Genomic DNA, 13,339 nt, shown 5'->3' with positions numbered 1-13,339 from the left:
CCCGGGTTCGGGCCGCCCGGCCAGTCGGCGTCCGGGAACGCACCCGGGACGCACCAGGATCGCCGGTTTTTCAGCGACCTCACAGCCCGGGTCGATAGGGTGCGCTGGTCCGCGTCCGCTCCCACAATGGAGTACGGGCACCAGACCCCGCAGGAGTACCAATGGTCTTCAAGAAGATGCTGAGCGCGTTGGGCGTGGGCGGTCCCAGCGTGGACACCGTCCTGGCCAACCCGAACACCAGACCCGGACTCGCCCTCGACGGCCAGGTCAACCTGCTCGGCGGGGACGCGGCGGCGGACATCGAAGAGATCGCCGTCGGTCTGGTCGCCCGGGTCGAGGTCGGTGAGCACGCCGGTGTGATGGAGTTCCACCGCCAGGTGGTCAGCGGGCCACTGCAACTCGCGGCGAAGCAGACGCTGTCCATCCCGTTCCAGCTGCCGCTGCCCTGGGAGACGCCGATCACCGCGGTCTACGGTCAGCGTCTGCACGGGATGGCCCTCGGGCTGCGTACCGAGTTGGCGATCGCCCGCGCCGTCGACAAGGGCGACCTGGACGAGATCAACGTGCACCCGCTGCCGGTGCAGGAGCGCATCCTGGAGGCGTTCCTGCAGCTCGGCTTCCGGTTCAAGAAGGCCGACCTGGAGCGTGGGCTGATCCACGGAGTGCACCAGACCCTGCCGTTCTACCAGGAGATCGAGTTCTTCGCCGCACCGCAGTACGCGCAGACCATCAACGAACTCGAACTGACCTTCGTCACCAACCCGCACGGCGTGGACGTGGTGCTGGAGTGCGACAAGCGCGGCGGCTTCCTGGCGCCCGGGCACGACGTCTTCGGCCGTCACCAGGTCGCGCACTCCGACGCGGAGCGCTCCGACTGGGTGCAGGTGGTCGACGGCTGGTTGCAGGAGACGATCGGCCGCTTCGGTGCCCTGCGCGCCCAGGCGTTCGGCCCGCACGGCTACGGCGGCGGGCAGAAGTTCGGCCACCCGCACCAGCGCCACGGCTCCGGCATGGGTGGCGTGGTGGCCGGTGCGGCGCTGGGTGCCGCCGGTGGCATGCTCGCCGGCCACATGATCGGCAACGCCTTCGAAGGGGCCGAGGACGAGGTGAGCGAGGCCGCCGGTGACTTCGGCGGTGACTTCGGCGGCTTCGAGGAGTTCTAGGCACGACGGGACGGTGGCCCTTCGGGAGCGGATCCCGAGGGGCCACCGTGCGTGTGCGGGCCGGTCGAGGCCCCGCCTAAGCGGGGTCACCGTCCCCGCTTACGCTCCTCACCGGAACGCTTCGCGCTGCCGGCCTTGGCCAGACCACGGCTACCCAGGTAGCCGAGGGTCAGCAGGGTGATGAAGAACCACGCCTGGCCGGGGTTGTTCAGATTCAGCCCGTACGAGCTGGTGCCACGCCAGAAGGCGGCGATGACCACGGTGGTGACGGCAGCGGCGTAGATCCAGAACTCGGTGGTCAGGAACGCCTGCTTCGTCTCCGTACCCGGTGCCGGCATCGGCTCCCGGTGCCCGTCCTGCATCATCGGCATCTGACGGGTCGGTGCCTCCTGCATGGCCGCGCGGTTCTGCATGTCCTGCGCCGGGCGGTTCATCGGCCTGGTAGATGCAGCCTGCGTGCTCATCTGTCCTCCTCAGGATTGATGAGTCGTAACCTGCGACCCTCGCCCCGCTACCGCGTGTCGGCCACGGCACGGTTCGCGCACTTGGCGGGGGCACCCCGCGTCTACCCCCGCCGACGGGGGCAGTAACCCCGACCGGTCCGCGATTCGGGCCGTTCCCGCGGGCGACGCCGGGGTGCCGCGTCGCCCGCGCCGAGGCTCACCGCAGGCCGTTGCGGATGGCCACGCCGACCAGCAGATCGGGGTCGTCGGTGATGATGCCGTCGACCCCGAGGTCGATCACCCGCTGCATCACGCCCGCGTCGTTGACGGTGTAGGGAATCACCTTCAGGCCGTACCGGGCCTGCAGGGTGCGTACGTCCGGTCCGTGGAAGTACGTCGGGTCCTGCCGCAGGTACCAGTCGGGGTGGGTGACCGAACCCTGCGCCGGGTCGTGCACCTGCCAGTTCGCCGACACCGTGCTGGCGCCGGCGGCCCGGGTGAGCCGGCCCAGGTCCCGGTACTTCCACCAGTCCAGTCCGGCGGTCCACGGGCTCTTCACCGACGGGTCGCCGTACACCGCCCGCAGCGAACACTCGTCGGCCAGCCTGGCGCACTCCGCCGGCCCGTACTGCCAGATCAGGGCGACCGTCTCGATCCGCCGGTCCAGGTGCCGGGCGTAGGTGATGGTGCGCCAGTCGAAGGACTGGATGGTGACCCGGCCGGTGAGGCCGGCGCGCTGCACGGCGGTGACCAGCTTGCGGGTGAAGCCGCGGTACGGCTCGGTGTCGTTCACCAACGGGCTGATCTTCGTTTCGATGTTGAACCGGATGTCCGTCCGGCCGCTGGCCTTCACCAGCGCGAAGACCTCCTCCAAGGTGGGGATCCGGGCACCCGGGGCCGGCACCTGCTCCGGCATGTCGGCGGCGGTCCTCGTACCACAGTCGAGGGTCTTGAGCTGCGCGAGACTCAACGAGTGCACCAGCTTGCCCACGTACGGGAACTGCGGGTCACCGGGCCGCACGGGTGCGGTGTCGAGGCAGTGCGAGCCGTTGACGGCGCGGTCGTGCAGCACCACCAGCCGGCCGTCGGAGGTCACGCCGGTGTCCAGTTCCAGGGTGGAGATCGCCGGGTTGGCCAGGGCGTTGGCGAAGGCGGGCAGGGTGTTCTCGGGTCGGGTCGCCCGGCCGCCGCGGTGGGCCTGGATGTCGAACGGCGACGCGTACGCCCGGGGCAGCCGGTAGCCGCGCTGCGCGAGCAGCGTGCGCAGCCGGTCCGGGTAGTCGGTGATGATGCCGTCCACCCCGTCGTCGATCAGCTTGGCCATGGTCGGCACGTCGTTCACCGTCCACGGGATCACCCGGATGCCGTTGCGGTGCGCGTGGGTCACCATCTCCCGCGTCACGTACGGCCGGTAGCCGGGGTCGGTGACGGTGCCGTTCTGCGGGAAGCCGTGCACCGGCGAGAAGGCGGTGACGCCGAGGCTGCGGATCGCCCGGATCGGGTCGCCGCCGAAGTCGTCGATGTCCAGCCCACCCAGCCACGGGGAGGCGCCCGGCTGCCCGACCTGGAGGAAGTCGAAGTTGGTCAGCGCGACCAGCGGCAGCCGGGGCTCGACCTGACGCATCCGCTTCAGCGCGCCCCAGTCGAAGCTCTGGATGGTCACCTGACGCAGCAGCCCGGCGGCCCGGATCTCCTTCGCGGTGACCTGGACGAACTGTTCCCGCGGGGCGGTCTCGCTCGGCGCTCCCGCCTCTACCTTGGTCTCGATGTTGAGCGTCACGTCGTCCGCCCGGTACCGCTTCACCAGGGCGAAGACCTCGCTCAGCAGCGGCATCCGGGCATCCGGCACGGCGAGCTGCCCGGGCCGGTCCGGCAGCGTACGTGAGCCGCAGTCGAGGGTGCGCACCTGCGCCAGGGTCAACGTGTTGACGTACTTCCCGACGTACGGGAACTCGGGGTCACCGGGTACGACCGGGGCGGTGTCGGTGCACTTCGCGGCGCTGACCCGCCGGTCGTGGGTGACCACGGCCCGTCCGTCCTCGGTGATCTGAACGTCCAGTTCGAGGGTGCTCACCCCGAGCTGGAGGGCGTTGCCGAACGACGCGAGGGTGCTCTCCACCCGCAGCCCGAGCCCGCCCCGGTGGGCCTGTAGGTCGAAGTTCCGGTCCGGGCGCTGATGTGCCGGGGCAGGCGCCGCCAGCATGGTCGTCACTGTCGTCGCGACCAGGGCCACGACGGCGGTACGGCGTACGGTGCGCACGCTGTCCTCTCCCTCCCGCGGGGATCTCCCGCCGAATCCGCTGCACAGCATCGGCAGCGGGCACGGCGGGCAGGCAAGCGCAGTGCGACGGTCGGGTGAACCGGCGGTGCGGGTTTGCCGCGCCGGTCACCGGGCACGCACCGAGACCGACCCTTCTGCGAGGTGATGGATCGTGCGTGAGGACGAGATGCGGCAGGACGCCGCCCGCCGGGCCGAGGAGCGGATCACCGGCGGCAGTTACGGCGAAGGCGCTCTGGACGAGGTGACCGTGCCGCCGACCGACGTGGAGAGCCAGCTGCAACGTGAGGACCCGGACGACCCGGCCGACGTGCCGATCGACCCGACCGTCCTGCGCGACGGCGGGCCGACGCGCGGCCAGGGCGCGATCACCACGACCGGCGGCACCGCCGGCCCGGCCAGCGCCCGTCGGGTGGCCCGCCAACCGGAGCGCCACCCCGGCAAGGTCGCCCCGACCACCACCGGTGACGCCACCACCGGCGGCCTGACCACCCCACCCGCCGGCCCCACCAGCGACAACTCCACCCCCACCACCCACCAAGGCAACTTCGACTAACCCCCACCCCGCCCGAACCCTTTGTTGATCATGAGGTTAGCGGCACTCACAGAGATCAAAGACGCCGCCAACCTCATGATCAACGCGTGAGGGGTCAGGGGGTGGGGGTGAGGGTGGTCAGGGTCTGGGTGGCTCGGGTCAGGGCTACGTAGAGGTCGCTGGGGCCTCGGGGGGACTCGGCGATGATGCGGTCGGGGTCGACCACGATGACCGAGTCGAATTCGAGGCCCTTGGCACCGGCGACGGTCAGCAGCACGACGCGACTCTCCAGCTCCGGTTGCTCGCCGACGGCCGCCTCGGGCAGCGCCGCCGTCAGCGCGGCACCGAGGTCGTCGAGCCGGCCGGCCGGGACGATCACCCCGAGCCGCCCGTCGGTCAGCCCGGCCGCCTCGGCGGTGGCGGTCGCCACCAGCTCCGCGGCGAGCGACTCCGCCGGCACCGCCCGCTGGCGCGGCGCGAAACCACTGGAGCGTACGGCGCGGGGCGGGCGCAGCGCCGGATCGATCTGGGCCAGTACGCCCGCGGCCACATCCATGATCTCGGCGGGGGTGCGGTAGCTGACGGTCAGCTCGGTCAGCCGCCACCGGTCCGCCACGTACGGCGCCAGCGCCTCCGCCCACGACGGGGTGCCGGCCAGCGCACCGGTCTGCGCCACGTCGCCCACGATGGTCATCGAACGGCTCGGGCAGCGGCGCATCAGCAGCCGCCACGCCATCGGCGACAGCTCCTGCGCCTCGTCGACGATGACATGCCCGAACGCCCATCCCCGGTCGGCCGCCGCGCGTTGGGCGGTGGTCAGCCGGTCCGCCTCCTCCTGCCGTTCCAGCAGCCGGTCGGCGTCGAGCAGGTCGGTCACGCCAAGGATCTCGCCCCCCTCGGCCTCGTCCTCCACGTCGATCGAGCGCGAACCCCGGGCGATCTCCAGCACACCCTCGGCGTACTCGCGTTGCAGGGCACGGATCCGGCTCCGGCGGGCGGCGGCGGCCCGGTCGTCCTCGCCGAGCAACTCCGCCGCCTCGTCGAGCAGGGGCACGTCCGCCGGTGTCCAGCCGCCCGGCTCGCGGTGCAACGCGGCCCGCTCGGCGTCGCTGAGCATGGGCGCGGCGGTGTCGATGCGCTCGGCGTCGGCGTACAGGTCGGCGAGCAGGCGTTGCGGCGTGAGCACCGGCCACAGCTCGTCCAGGGTCGCCCGTACCTCCGGCTCCTCGCGCAGCTCACGGCGGATCTCGGCGCGGTCGGCCTCCTCCAGCAGGTTCTCCCCGCCCAGCGGGTCGGCGCCGATGCGTTCGGCCACCTGGTCGGCGAGCGCGTGAATGACCTCGATGTCGAAGACCGCGCGGGCCAGGTTGTGCGGCCGGCCGCTGCGCCGGGCCCGGTCGCGCGCCGCCCGCACGGTGGCCGGGTCGAGGACCAGGACCTCCCGCTGCGGCAGCTCGATCTCCAGCGGCTCGTCGGGCACCCGCTGCCGGTCGCGGACGGCGTTGGTCAGCACCTCGACCATGGTCAGGCGGCCCTTCAGGGCGGCGGTGGTGGCCGGCTCGGCCCGGTGGGCGGTGACCCCCGGGAACAGGTCGCCCTGGGTGCGCAGCAGCACGCCGGTCTCGGCGAGCGCCGGCAGCACCTGCGAGATGTACCGCAGGAACGTCACGTTCGGGCCGACCAGCAGCACCCCCCGGGTCGACAGTTCCCGCCGGTGGGTGTAGAGCAGGTACGCGGCCCGGTGCAGCGCCACCGCCGTCTTGCCGGTGCCCGGCCCGCCCTGCACCACCAGCACGCCCGACAGGTCGGCCCGGATGATCCGGTCCTGCTCGGCCTGGATGGTCTCCACGATGTCGCGCATCCGGCCGGTCCGGCCGGCGTTCACCGCCGCGAGCAGCGACGCCTCACCGGTCAGCTCCTCGTGGGCGGCGGGGGAGGCGGCGGTCAGGTCGAGTACCTCGTCGTTGAGGCCGACCACCTTCCGCTGCCGGGTACGCAGGTGCCGGCGTCGCCGGATGCCCTGCGGGTTCGCGGCGGTGGCGAGGTAGAAGGCGCGGGCGGCCGGGGCCCGCCAGTCCATCAGCAGTGGCTCGTAGTCACCTTCGGTGTCGAAGATGCCGATTCGACCGATGTAGTGACGCTGGTCGCTGTCGGTGTCCAGCCGGCCGAAGCAGAGGCCGTTCTCCACCGCCGAGAACTGCTCGACCTGATCGGCGTACATGCGTACCGAGCCGTCGCGCTGCGACCGGGCCTGCAACGTGCCACCGGTGGACCGCAGCTGCTCGGTCAACCGCGTCGCCGCCTGGTCCCGCAGGTCGTCGAGGCGTTGGTACAGCATCGAGACGTACTCCTGCTCGCGGCCGATCTCGTCGTCGGACGGTGAACCGCCGGAGTGCCTTGACAATCCGTCTCCCGATTGGCTAGAATTCGCATTCAGAACGGCTTTTTCAAGCCGTTCTTTTTTGTGCCTGAACTGCCAAAGATAGCGCGCTCCGCCGGTCAGCGGCGCTCGGTGCAGACCTCGTCGGAGCGGGCGACGGTCTCGGTGGACCAGGCCACGGCGACGGTGAAGCAGTAGTCGAGACTGCGGTTGAGCCCGTAGACCACGAAGCTGTCGCTGCCGGCGGGCAGATCCGCGAACGGATTCTGCGGCTGACCGTTCCGACCACCCGAGACGATCACCGGCCCCTCCGCCCCGGCCGGGTACGTCCACCGCAGCGTCACACTGTCCCGGTTGTCGCGCAGCGACAGGCCGGTCGGCGCGGCACCGGGCGAGGCGGGGGGAGCAGCGCCATCGGTGGCCGTGGCCGCCGGAGGTGCCGCGCCGGTCGGGTCACCGCTGGCCGCCGGCGGTGCCGGATCGCCGCCGTCGACCCGGGACACCCCGGCGATCACCGCCGCGGCGCCGAGCAGCACCACGGCCACTCCGGCCGCGACGATCAGCACCAGCCGGTTCGGTCGGTCGGCCGGTTCCGGTGCGGCGGCGGTGCGGCGTACCGGGACCGGCAGCAGCCGCGACGGTGGCCCGGGGCGTTCCGGCTCGACCCGGCGCAGCCGGTACACCCCGGGGGCCTGGGGCGTGCCGGTCAGTCCGACCACGTTCGGCGGCACGGCACCGCCGGCGGGTGGCGGCACCTCCGGATAGGGGTTCGGGGCGGGCTGCTCGGCGGCCGGGCCGACCCACCAGTCCTCGGGCGGCCCGGCCGGGCCGTCGACCGGCTGCCGGGGCGTGGGCACCGCCGAGGCGGCACCGGGCGCTCCGATATCCGACGTCGGGTACCCGTGGCTCGGGTGGTAGCCCTCCGCCGGATGGTCCTCCCCGGCGGCGGGCGCCGGCTCGTCCGAACCCCAGGGCGGCGCGGCAGCGGCGGCCCAGGTCGGTGCGTCCGGCGGTTCGTCCTCCGATGCCGTCGCCCAAGCGGGCGGCCAGGTGTCACGCGGCGGCGCGGCGGATCCTGAACCGTGTTCGGCCCAGGTGTCCGCCGCGGCTGTTCCGGCAGCAGTGTTGTCCGCCTCGGTCGGCGCGGGTGCCGCCCAGGCGGAACCGTCGTCGTCGGGCCGGCGCGGATGCGGCCAGGTCGACGCGGGAGGGACGTCTTCGGTCGGTGGGGTACGGGCGGACGGCACGACCGGTTCCTCCGCGCTGACCGGCGGGTTGTCGGCGCAGACGTGGTCCGGGTTGGCCGCCGCCCGGGACAGCGCCGCCACCTGGACGGCCAGCGGATCGTCCACGGCGAGGTGCTGGCGGGCCAGTTCACGGGCCAGGGCCAGGTGGTCCTGCGCCTCGGCGAACTGGCCGCAGTCGCGCTGCATCGAGCCGAGCCGGGCCAGCATCTTGATCCCGCTCGGGTGCCCGTCGCCGTAGACCTCGCGGTGCAACTCCCAGGCGTCCTGGAGCCGGTCGCGGGCGACCTGGCACTGCCCCCGGGCGTACTCCACGGTGGCCAGATCGGCGTGGGCGGCGAGCACCCGCAACGACTCCGGCCCGTCCGACGCGGTCAGCTCGATGATCACTTCCTGGTACAGCCGGGCCGCCCGCGACCAGCTGCCCACCCGGTGCAGCACCGCCGCCAGGGTGGCCGCGGCGGCCACCGTACGCGGATCGGAGCGGCCGTACAGCCGGGTGCTGGCGGCGTACGCGTAGGCGGCCCAGCCCCGTGCCGAGTGCGGCTCACCGAGCGCGACCAGCACCCGCGCGTGCAGGCTGGCCGCCTCGGCCAACTCGGACGTGGCGTTGGCCGGGCGCGGGTCGGCGCCGGTCAGCGCGTCGGCGAGCAGCCGTTGGGCGCCGGCGAGATCGCCGGCGGAGACCAGGTCGTGCGCCTGATCAGTCAGTTCACCGAAGCCGGAGGGCACGCCCCATCGTGCTCATTCAGCGACGTTTAGTACAAGACCCGCGCCGGAGTGGTTCGGTCAGGATCCGGTCACGCTGACCTCAGGCGTTCGGCCAGCACCTCGCTGATCCGGCGTAGCTGCGCCACCTGGTCGGGGTCGAGCGGGTCGAACAGGTGCCGGCGTACCCCCTCGACGTGGCCGGGCGCGGCGGCGGCCAGTTTCGCGAAACCGTCGTCGGTGAGGTGGGCGATCTGGCCGCGCCGGTCGGTGGGGCAGTCCTCACGACGCACCCAGCCGGCCGCCTCCAGGCGGGCCACCGCATGCGACAGCCGACTGCGCGAGGAGCCGCTGGACTCGGCCAACTCGCTCATCCGCAGGCGGCGTCCGGGTGCCTCGGAGAGGCGTACCAGGATCTCGTAGTAGGCGTGCGGCATCCCGGCGTCGCGTTGCAGCTCGCGATCGAGCGTGTCCATCAGCGCCCGGGAGGCGGTCAGGAACGCCCGCCAGGTGCGCTGTTCGTCCGGGTCCAGCCAGCGGGTCATGACCAGCATCATAGCGTGTTAGTTGAACACTCAACTAATTTCCGGCTAGCCTTGGCGCATGGGAATCCATCGCCTCAACCACGCCGTCCTCTATGTCAGCGACCTCGACCGCAGCGTCGCCTTCTACCGCGACGTGCTGGACTTCCGCCGGGTACCGATGACCCCGGAGGGTTTCCGGGGCGCCGCCTTCCTCCAGGCGCCGGGCTCCACCAACGACCACGACCTCGGCCTGTTCGAGATCGGTGCGGGCGCCGGCCGGTCGACCGCCGGCCGGGCCACCGTCGGCCTCTACCACCTGGCCTGGGAGGTGGACACCCTCGACGAACTGGCCACCACCGCCCGGCGGCTGACCGAGGCCGGCGCGCTGGTCGGCACCTCCGACCACGGCACCACCAAGAGCCTCTACGGCCGGGATCCGGACGGGCTCGAGTTCGAAGTGGTCTGGCTGGTGCCCGCCGACCGGCTCGACGACGCCGCCCTCGCCGCCCGGACCAGGATCGGTCGTCTCGACCTGGCCGCCGAGATCCAGCGCTACGGCGGGGACACCCGAGGCGGCGTCGGCATCTCGGTCCCGGTGTGACCCGCCGTCCAGGCGGGCCGGCCTGACCCGTTGCGGTAGAACCTGAGCATGCCGATCGACGCCGTAGGGCACGCGCCGTTTCTCCGACACCTGGACCGGTGGCTGCCGGCCGCGCTGCGCCGCGCCCGCCGGGCCACCGTCGCCCTCGGGTACGACGGCAGCGACCCGCACCTGGCCGAGCAGACCGTACGCCTGGCCGGCGAGCACGCCGCGCGGCTGCGCGGCTGCCGGCTCACCGTCCTCGTGCTCGCCGAGGGCACCGAGGCCCTGCCGGCCAGGGTCGGTGCCGCCGAGGCGGGACTGCCGGCCGAGGTCGCCGTACACCTGATGCCCGGCCCGCCGGCCCGGCTGCCGGTGGCCCTTCGGGCGGCCGGTGCCGCGGGCGCGCCGGTGCTGTCCTACCTGGAGGCGGACGATCCGGTGGCGCTGACCGCCGCCGCGACCGGCCGGGCCGCCGAGGCGTTCGTGGTCGCCGGTGTGGCGCGGCACCTGCGGGCGGCGCTTGTCGACGCCGGGTTCGCGCTGGCCACCGAGGTCGAGTTGGTCGACACGGACCGGCGGCTCGGCTTCGGCACCGGATCGGACCGCAGCCTGGAGGAGCTGAAGGAGACCCTGTGGGCGAGCGGGTTGCGGTTCCGCGACCCGTACGGCGAGCCACTCTCACCGGCGTCCCCGGTGGATCCGGCCCCGCTCGGGCGGATGCTGCTGGGCGAGCTGACCCGGCACGGCCCGCGCACGGTCACCGAGCTGCGCCGGTACGCGCTGACGGAGACCGCCTACCGGGCGGTGGACGCCGTTCGGGCCCTGCACGACCTGCTCGACGGCGGCCGGGTGACCCGGACCCCGCCGGCCGGCCGGCTCGGCGGCGACGTGCTCGTCACACCCGTGCGGTCAGACGCTTGACCACGAGTGAGAAGCCGGTGGCGATCACCCCGATGCTGAACACCATCTGCGCGCAGACCAGCACCCGGGCGAGCTGCCCGTGGGCGTGCACGTCGCCGTAGCCGATGGTGGTCAACGTGGCCAGCGCGAAGTACAACGCGTCGACGCGGGTTTCCAGGTTCACGAACTGGGACGGCGCGACCCGGGCGATCACATAGTCGGCGAGCGCGAAGGCGAGCAGGCCGGCGACCAGCGCGAGGACCAGGTGCGTCACCGGAGGGGCCTCGCGTTCGTGGGTCGCGGCGACGACCTGGCGGCGTACCTGACCGGTGACCAGCCACGCCACCACGCCGAGAATCAGCAGCGTGAGCACGATGCGCAGGCCGAGTCGTGTCGGGTCGGGATCGGACTCCACCGGCACGACGAAGTAGGTCACGAAAATGAGCCCGCAGGCCAGTGCGGTACGCCGACGCGCCGACCGGTGGTCCGCTTTCTGATTCATGTCGAAATTGTCCGGCCCGGCGGTGCGTCATCGGTGCGACCCGCCCGGGTCAGCGGAAACGGATGGTGCGGCCAGACACAATGTCGGGGCGCCGGGGGTGCCGGCGCCCCGCTGAACGTCGGCGCTTCAGGACTTGTCCTGCTTCCAGTGCAGCGGCCCCGGCAGGTCGACGCGGTGCGCCTTGGCCCGCGAGTTCCAGGACCACCGACCGAGCTTGATGCTCCAGGACGAGAAGCCGTTCTGCGTGAAGTGCAGGATCAGCGGCCCGAACTTCTTGCGCTTACGCAACATCACACCCATTGTGGGGCTCCCTTCGAGACTTCCCGTACGGGCTCGAAGATTCCCGTTGCGTCTATTCGCCAAACCAGGTCGGATCCGCAGTGGAGTATCAGTCGCTCGGGTGGTCGACGAACAACACCCAGGTGGTGCTGCCGTCGGGCTCGGCGACATCGCGTTCGTGACCGAAACCGAGCCGGGCCAGCAGGGCCAGCGACGCGCTGTTCCGCGCGTCCACGGTGGCGTGGATCCGGGGCAGGCCGGTACGCAGGGTGGGAGTGGGCATCAGCGGGGTTCCCAGGCGTCCGGCAGAGTGGTGAGGCGACGGACGTGCGGAGGCAGCCGCCCGTTCACCAGGTCGGCGAGGCTCACCTCGTCGACCACCCGGCGCAGGGCGGCGCGGACCGCGACCCAGAACTCGGGCAGGTGCGCGGCCACCCCGTCGTAGCGGGTCTCCTCCGGACGCAGGCCGCGGACGCCGGCCAGCGGCCCTTCCGCCGCCCGCAGCACCGCGCCCACGGTCACCTCGCCGGGCGGTCGGGCCAGGGTGTAACCGCCCTCCGCGCCGCGCTGGGCCCGCACGATGCCGGCCCGACGCAGGTCGGCGAGGACCGCCTCCAGGAACTTGCGGGGCATGTCCTGCTCCGCCGAGATGGTCTGGGTGGACAGCAGCGACGGGTAGCTGGCCGCGAGACTCAGTGTCGCCCGTACCGCGTAGTCGCCACGCGCGGAGATCTGCACCCCGTCATCATGCCCAATCCGTGGCCGCCGGTGCCGCACCTGAGCCCGCCGGATCGCCCGGCGGCGCACCACGTGCGCCGCACCGTCATGCCCGATGGACGTCGATGCGAGCGTCGACGGGTGGACGGGGGCGGACCACCGGTGCCGACGCGGGCCGTTCGCGGGCGGCCCGGAACGCGCCCGGACTCATGCCGACCTCGCGCGTGAAGAACCGGCCGAAGTTCGTCGGTTCGGTGAAGCCGAGCTGCCGGCCGATCCGGGCGATCGGCTCATCGGTGGCCGCCAGCAACCGGCTGGCCTGAAGCGCGACCCGCTCGTCCACCACCTGCTTGGCGCTGCGCCCGGTGACCGCCAGGCAGGCCCGGGTGAGGGTACGCACCGAGCAGCCCAGTCGGTCGGCGTAGTCCTCGACCCGCCGGGTGTCCTGGTATGCCCGCTCCACCTCGCGGCACAGTCGTCGGAAGGTCTCGTCCTCCGGCCGCGACGGCTGCCCGGAGCCGGACGGCAGCATGCTCAGCCGCAGCAGCAGCACGCTCAGTTGATGGCGCAGCAGGCTGCGGGCGGCCCGGGTGTCCCGGTGCCGGCTGGCATCGACGGTCAGTTGGCTGACCTCGTTGATGATCGCGTCCTCGTCCTCGCCGGCCAGCTGGACCCAGCTGGGCACGCCGTCGATGTCGACGTCGAACCCGTCCAGCGCCTCCGGACGCCACCGGACCACCGTGGCGTCGAGTTGGGGCAGGGCGCACCGCAGCACCTGACCGGGACGGATCCGCAGCAGCGTGCCGGGCCGGCAGGGCAGGGCCCGGAAATCCACCTCGGCGAGCCCGTGCCCACTCGTGGTCAGCACGATCACGTCGCGGTCCAGCAGCAACGGTCGTCGCCACCCGCTGTCGGGTGCGAGATCACCGAGGGTGATCGTTTCGATCTCGGCCGGGTTGGCGGCAGCGTCGGGCGGCGCCGGGGCGAGGTGACCGGAAGGGACCATCACCTGCGACGTTAGCCCGAGCCCGGCCCGTACGCATCCCGCCCCACCCGGTTTGGAGGTTGCGGCTTCGGCGGACG

At 72.4% G+C, this 13,339-nt stretch carries 14 protein-coding genes; 4 read left to right on the top strand and 10 right to left on the bottom strand.

What is annotated here, in order from left to right:
- Positions 1–161 precede the first annotated feature (161 nt).
- A complete protein-coding gene (locus tag O7605_RS11155; protein ID WP_269739121.1) occupies positions 162–1,163 on the top strand; it encodes a sporulation protein in 1,002 nt (333 codons plus the stop codon).
- Positions 1,164–1,249: 86 nt separating this feature from the next.
- Here the strand turns inward: O7605_RS11155 and O7605_RS11150 are convergent, their stop codons facing one another.
- The gene (locus O7605_RS11150; RefSeq protein WP_269739120.1) at positions 1,250–1,627 is read right to left on the bottom strand and encodes a hypothetical protein; all 378 of its coding nucleotides are present in this window, start codon (positions 1,625–1,627) and stop codon (positions 1,250–1,252) included.
- A 196-nt stretch (positions 1,628–1,823) separates the two neighbouring features.
- The gene (locus tag O7605_RS11145) at positions 1,824–3,866 is read right to left on the bottom strand and encodes a glycerophosphodiester phosphodiesterase family protein (protein WP_269739119.1); all 2,043 of its coding nucleotides are present in this window, start codon (positions 3,864–3,866) and stop codon (positions 1,824–1,826) included.
- 172 nt (positions 3,867–4,038) lie between these two features.
- Here O7605_RS11145 and O7605_RS11140 point away from each other — a divergent pair, with 172 nt between their 5' ends.
- Positions 4,039–4,440 carry a hypothetical protein gene (locus O7605_RS11140; RefSeq protein WP_269739118.1) on the top strand — a complete coding sequence of 134 codons (402 nt, stop codon included), beginning with the start codon at positions 4,039–4,041 and terminating at the stop codon, positions 4,438–4,440.
- 94 nt (positions 4,441–4,534) lie between these two features.
- On the opposite strand, the gene O7605_RS11135 is transcribed toward O7605_RS11140, so the two are convergent.
- From O7605_RS11135 to O7605_RS11125, 3 genes are all read right to left on the bottom strand, one after another.
- Positions 4,535–6,757 (bottom strand): HelD family protein, encoded by a 2,223-nt coding sequence (locus O7605_RS11135; protein WP_269742599.1) that lies wholly within the window; start codon positions 6,755–6,757, stop codon positions 4,535–4,537.
- Between the two features lie 161 nt (positions 6,758–6,918).
- Entirely contained in the window at positions 6,919–8,775 is a 1,857-nt protein-coding gene (locus tag O7605_RS11130) for a tetratricopeptide repeat protein (protein WP_269739117.1), read from the bottom strand.
- A gap of 68 nt (positions 8,776–8,843) precedes the next feature.
- Positions 8,844–9,305: a MarR family winged helix-turn-helix transcriptional regulator gene (locus O7605_RS11125; protein WP_269742598.1), complete on the bottom strand. Its 462-nt coding sequence runs from the start codon at positions 9,303–9,305 to the stop codon at positions 8,844–8,846.
- A gap of 49 nt (positions 9,306–9,354) precedes the next feature.
- Between O7605_RS11125 and O7605_RS11120 the strand changes: the two genes are divergently transcribed.
- Both O7605_RS11120 and O7605_RS11115 read left to right on the top strand, forming a co-directional pair.
- On the top strand, positions 9,355–9,876 hold the full coding sequence (locus O7605_RS11120) for a VOC family protein (RefSeq protein WP_269739116.1): 522 nt from the start codon (positions 9,355–9,357) through the stop codon (positions 9,874–9,876).
- Positions 9,877–9,930: 54 nt separating this feature from the next.
- Complete coding sequence (locus O7605_RS11115) at positions 9,931–10,779, top strand: hypothetical protein (RefSeq protein ID WP_443083979.1); 849 nt, start codon at positions 9,931–9,933, stop codon at positions 10,777–10,779.
- On the opposite strand, the gene O7605_RS11110 is transcribed toward O7605_RS11115, so the two are convergent.
- From O7605_RS11110 to O7605_RS11090, 5 genes are all read right to left on the bottom strand, one after another.
- The gene (locus O7605_RS11110) at positions 10,754–11,260 is read right to left on the bottom strand and encodes a potassium channel family protein (RefSeq protein ID WP_269739114.1); all 507 of its coding nucleotides are present in this window, start codon (positions 11,258–11,260) and stop codon (positions 10,754–10,756) included. The two genes, O7605_RS11115 and O7605_RS11110, sit on opposite strands and share 26 nt — an antisense overlap.
- Positions 11,261–11,386: 126 nt before the next feature.
- The gene (locus tag O7605_RS11105) at positions 11,387–11,560 is read right to left on the bottom strand and encodes a DUF4236 domain-containing protein (protein ID WP_093402924.1); all 174 of its coding nucleotides are present in this window, start codon (positions 11,558–11,560) and stop codon (positions 11,387–11,389) included.
- Between the two features lie 88 nt (positions 11,561–11,648).
- Positions 11,649–11,822, bottom strand: a complete 174-nt coding sequence (locus O7605_RS11100) for a GNAT family N-acetyltransferase (RefSeq protein WP_269739113.1) — start codon at positions 11,820–11,822, stop codon at positions 11,649–11,651.
- Complete coding sequence (locus O7605_RS11095) at positions 11,822–12,277, bottom strand: RrF2 family transcriptional regulator (RefSeq protein WP_269739112.1); 456 nt, start codon at positions 12,275–12,277, stop codon at positions 11,822–11,824. The genes O7605_RS11100 and O7605_RS11095 overlap by 1 nt, the downstream gene beginning before the upstream one ends.
- A gap of 85 nt (positions 12,278–12,362) precedes the next feature.
- Positions 12,363–13,262: a helix-turn-helix transcriptional regulator gene (locus tag O7605_RS11090; protein WP_269739111.1), complete on the bottom strand. Its 900-nt coding sequence runs from the start codon at positions 13,260–13,262 to the stop codon at positions 12,363–12,365.
- Between the last annotated feature and the right edge of the window lie 77 nt (positions 13,263–13,339).

The organism is Verrucosispora sp. WMMA2121 (genome assembly GCF_027460185.1).
Taxonomy (GTDB): domain Bacteria; phylum Actinomycetota; class Actinomycetes; order Mycobacteriales; family Micromonosporaceae; genus Micromonospora; species Micromonospora palythoicola.
This window is presented reverse-complemented; position numbering and strand designations above follow the sequence as displayed.

Bases quoted from the DNA above. Each gene is read 5' to 3' on its own strand.
- O7605_RS11100 (WP_269739113.1), bottom strand. From the start codon at position 11,822: ATGCCCACTCCCACCCTGCGTACCGGCCTGCCCCGGATCCACGCCACC.
- O7605_RS11125 (WP_269742598.1), bottom strand. From the start codon at position 9,305: ATGCTGGTCATGACCCGCTGGCTGGACCCGGACGAACAGCGCACCTGG.
- O7605_RS11105 (WP_093402924.1), bottom strand. From the start codon at position 11,560: ATGGGTGTGATGTTGCGTAAGCGCAAGAAGTTCGGGCCGCTGATCCTG.
- O7605_RS11135 (WP_269742599.1), bottom strand. From the start codon at position 6,757: ATGCTGTACCAACGCCTCGACGACCTGCGGGACCAGGCGGCGACGCGG.
- O7605_RS11110 (WP_269739114.1), bottom strand. From the start codon at position 11,260: ATGAATCAGAAAGCGGACCACCGGTCGGCGCGTCGGCGTACCGCACTG.
- O7605_RS11155 (WP_269739121.1), top strand. From the start codon at position 162: ATGGTCTTCAAGAAGATGCTGAGCGCGTTGGGCGTGGGCGGTCCCAGC.
- O7605_RS11090 (WP_269739111.1), bottom strand. From the start codon at position 13,262: ATGGTCCCTTCCGGTCACCTCGCCCCGGCGCCGCCCGACGCTGCCGCC.
- O7605_RS11120 (WP_269739116.1), top strand. From the start codon at position 9,355: ATGGGAATCCATCGCCTCAACCACGCCGTCCTCTATGTCAGCGACCTC.
- O7605_RS11150 (WP_269739120.1), bottom strand. From the start codon at position 1,627: ATGAGCACGCAGGCTGCATCTACCAGGCCGATGAACCGCCCGGCGCAG.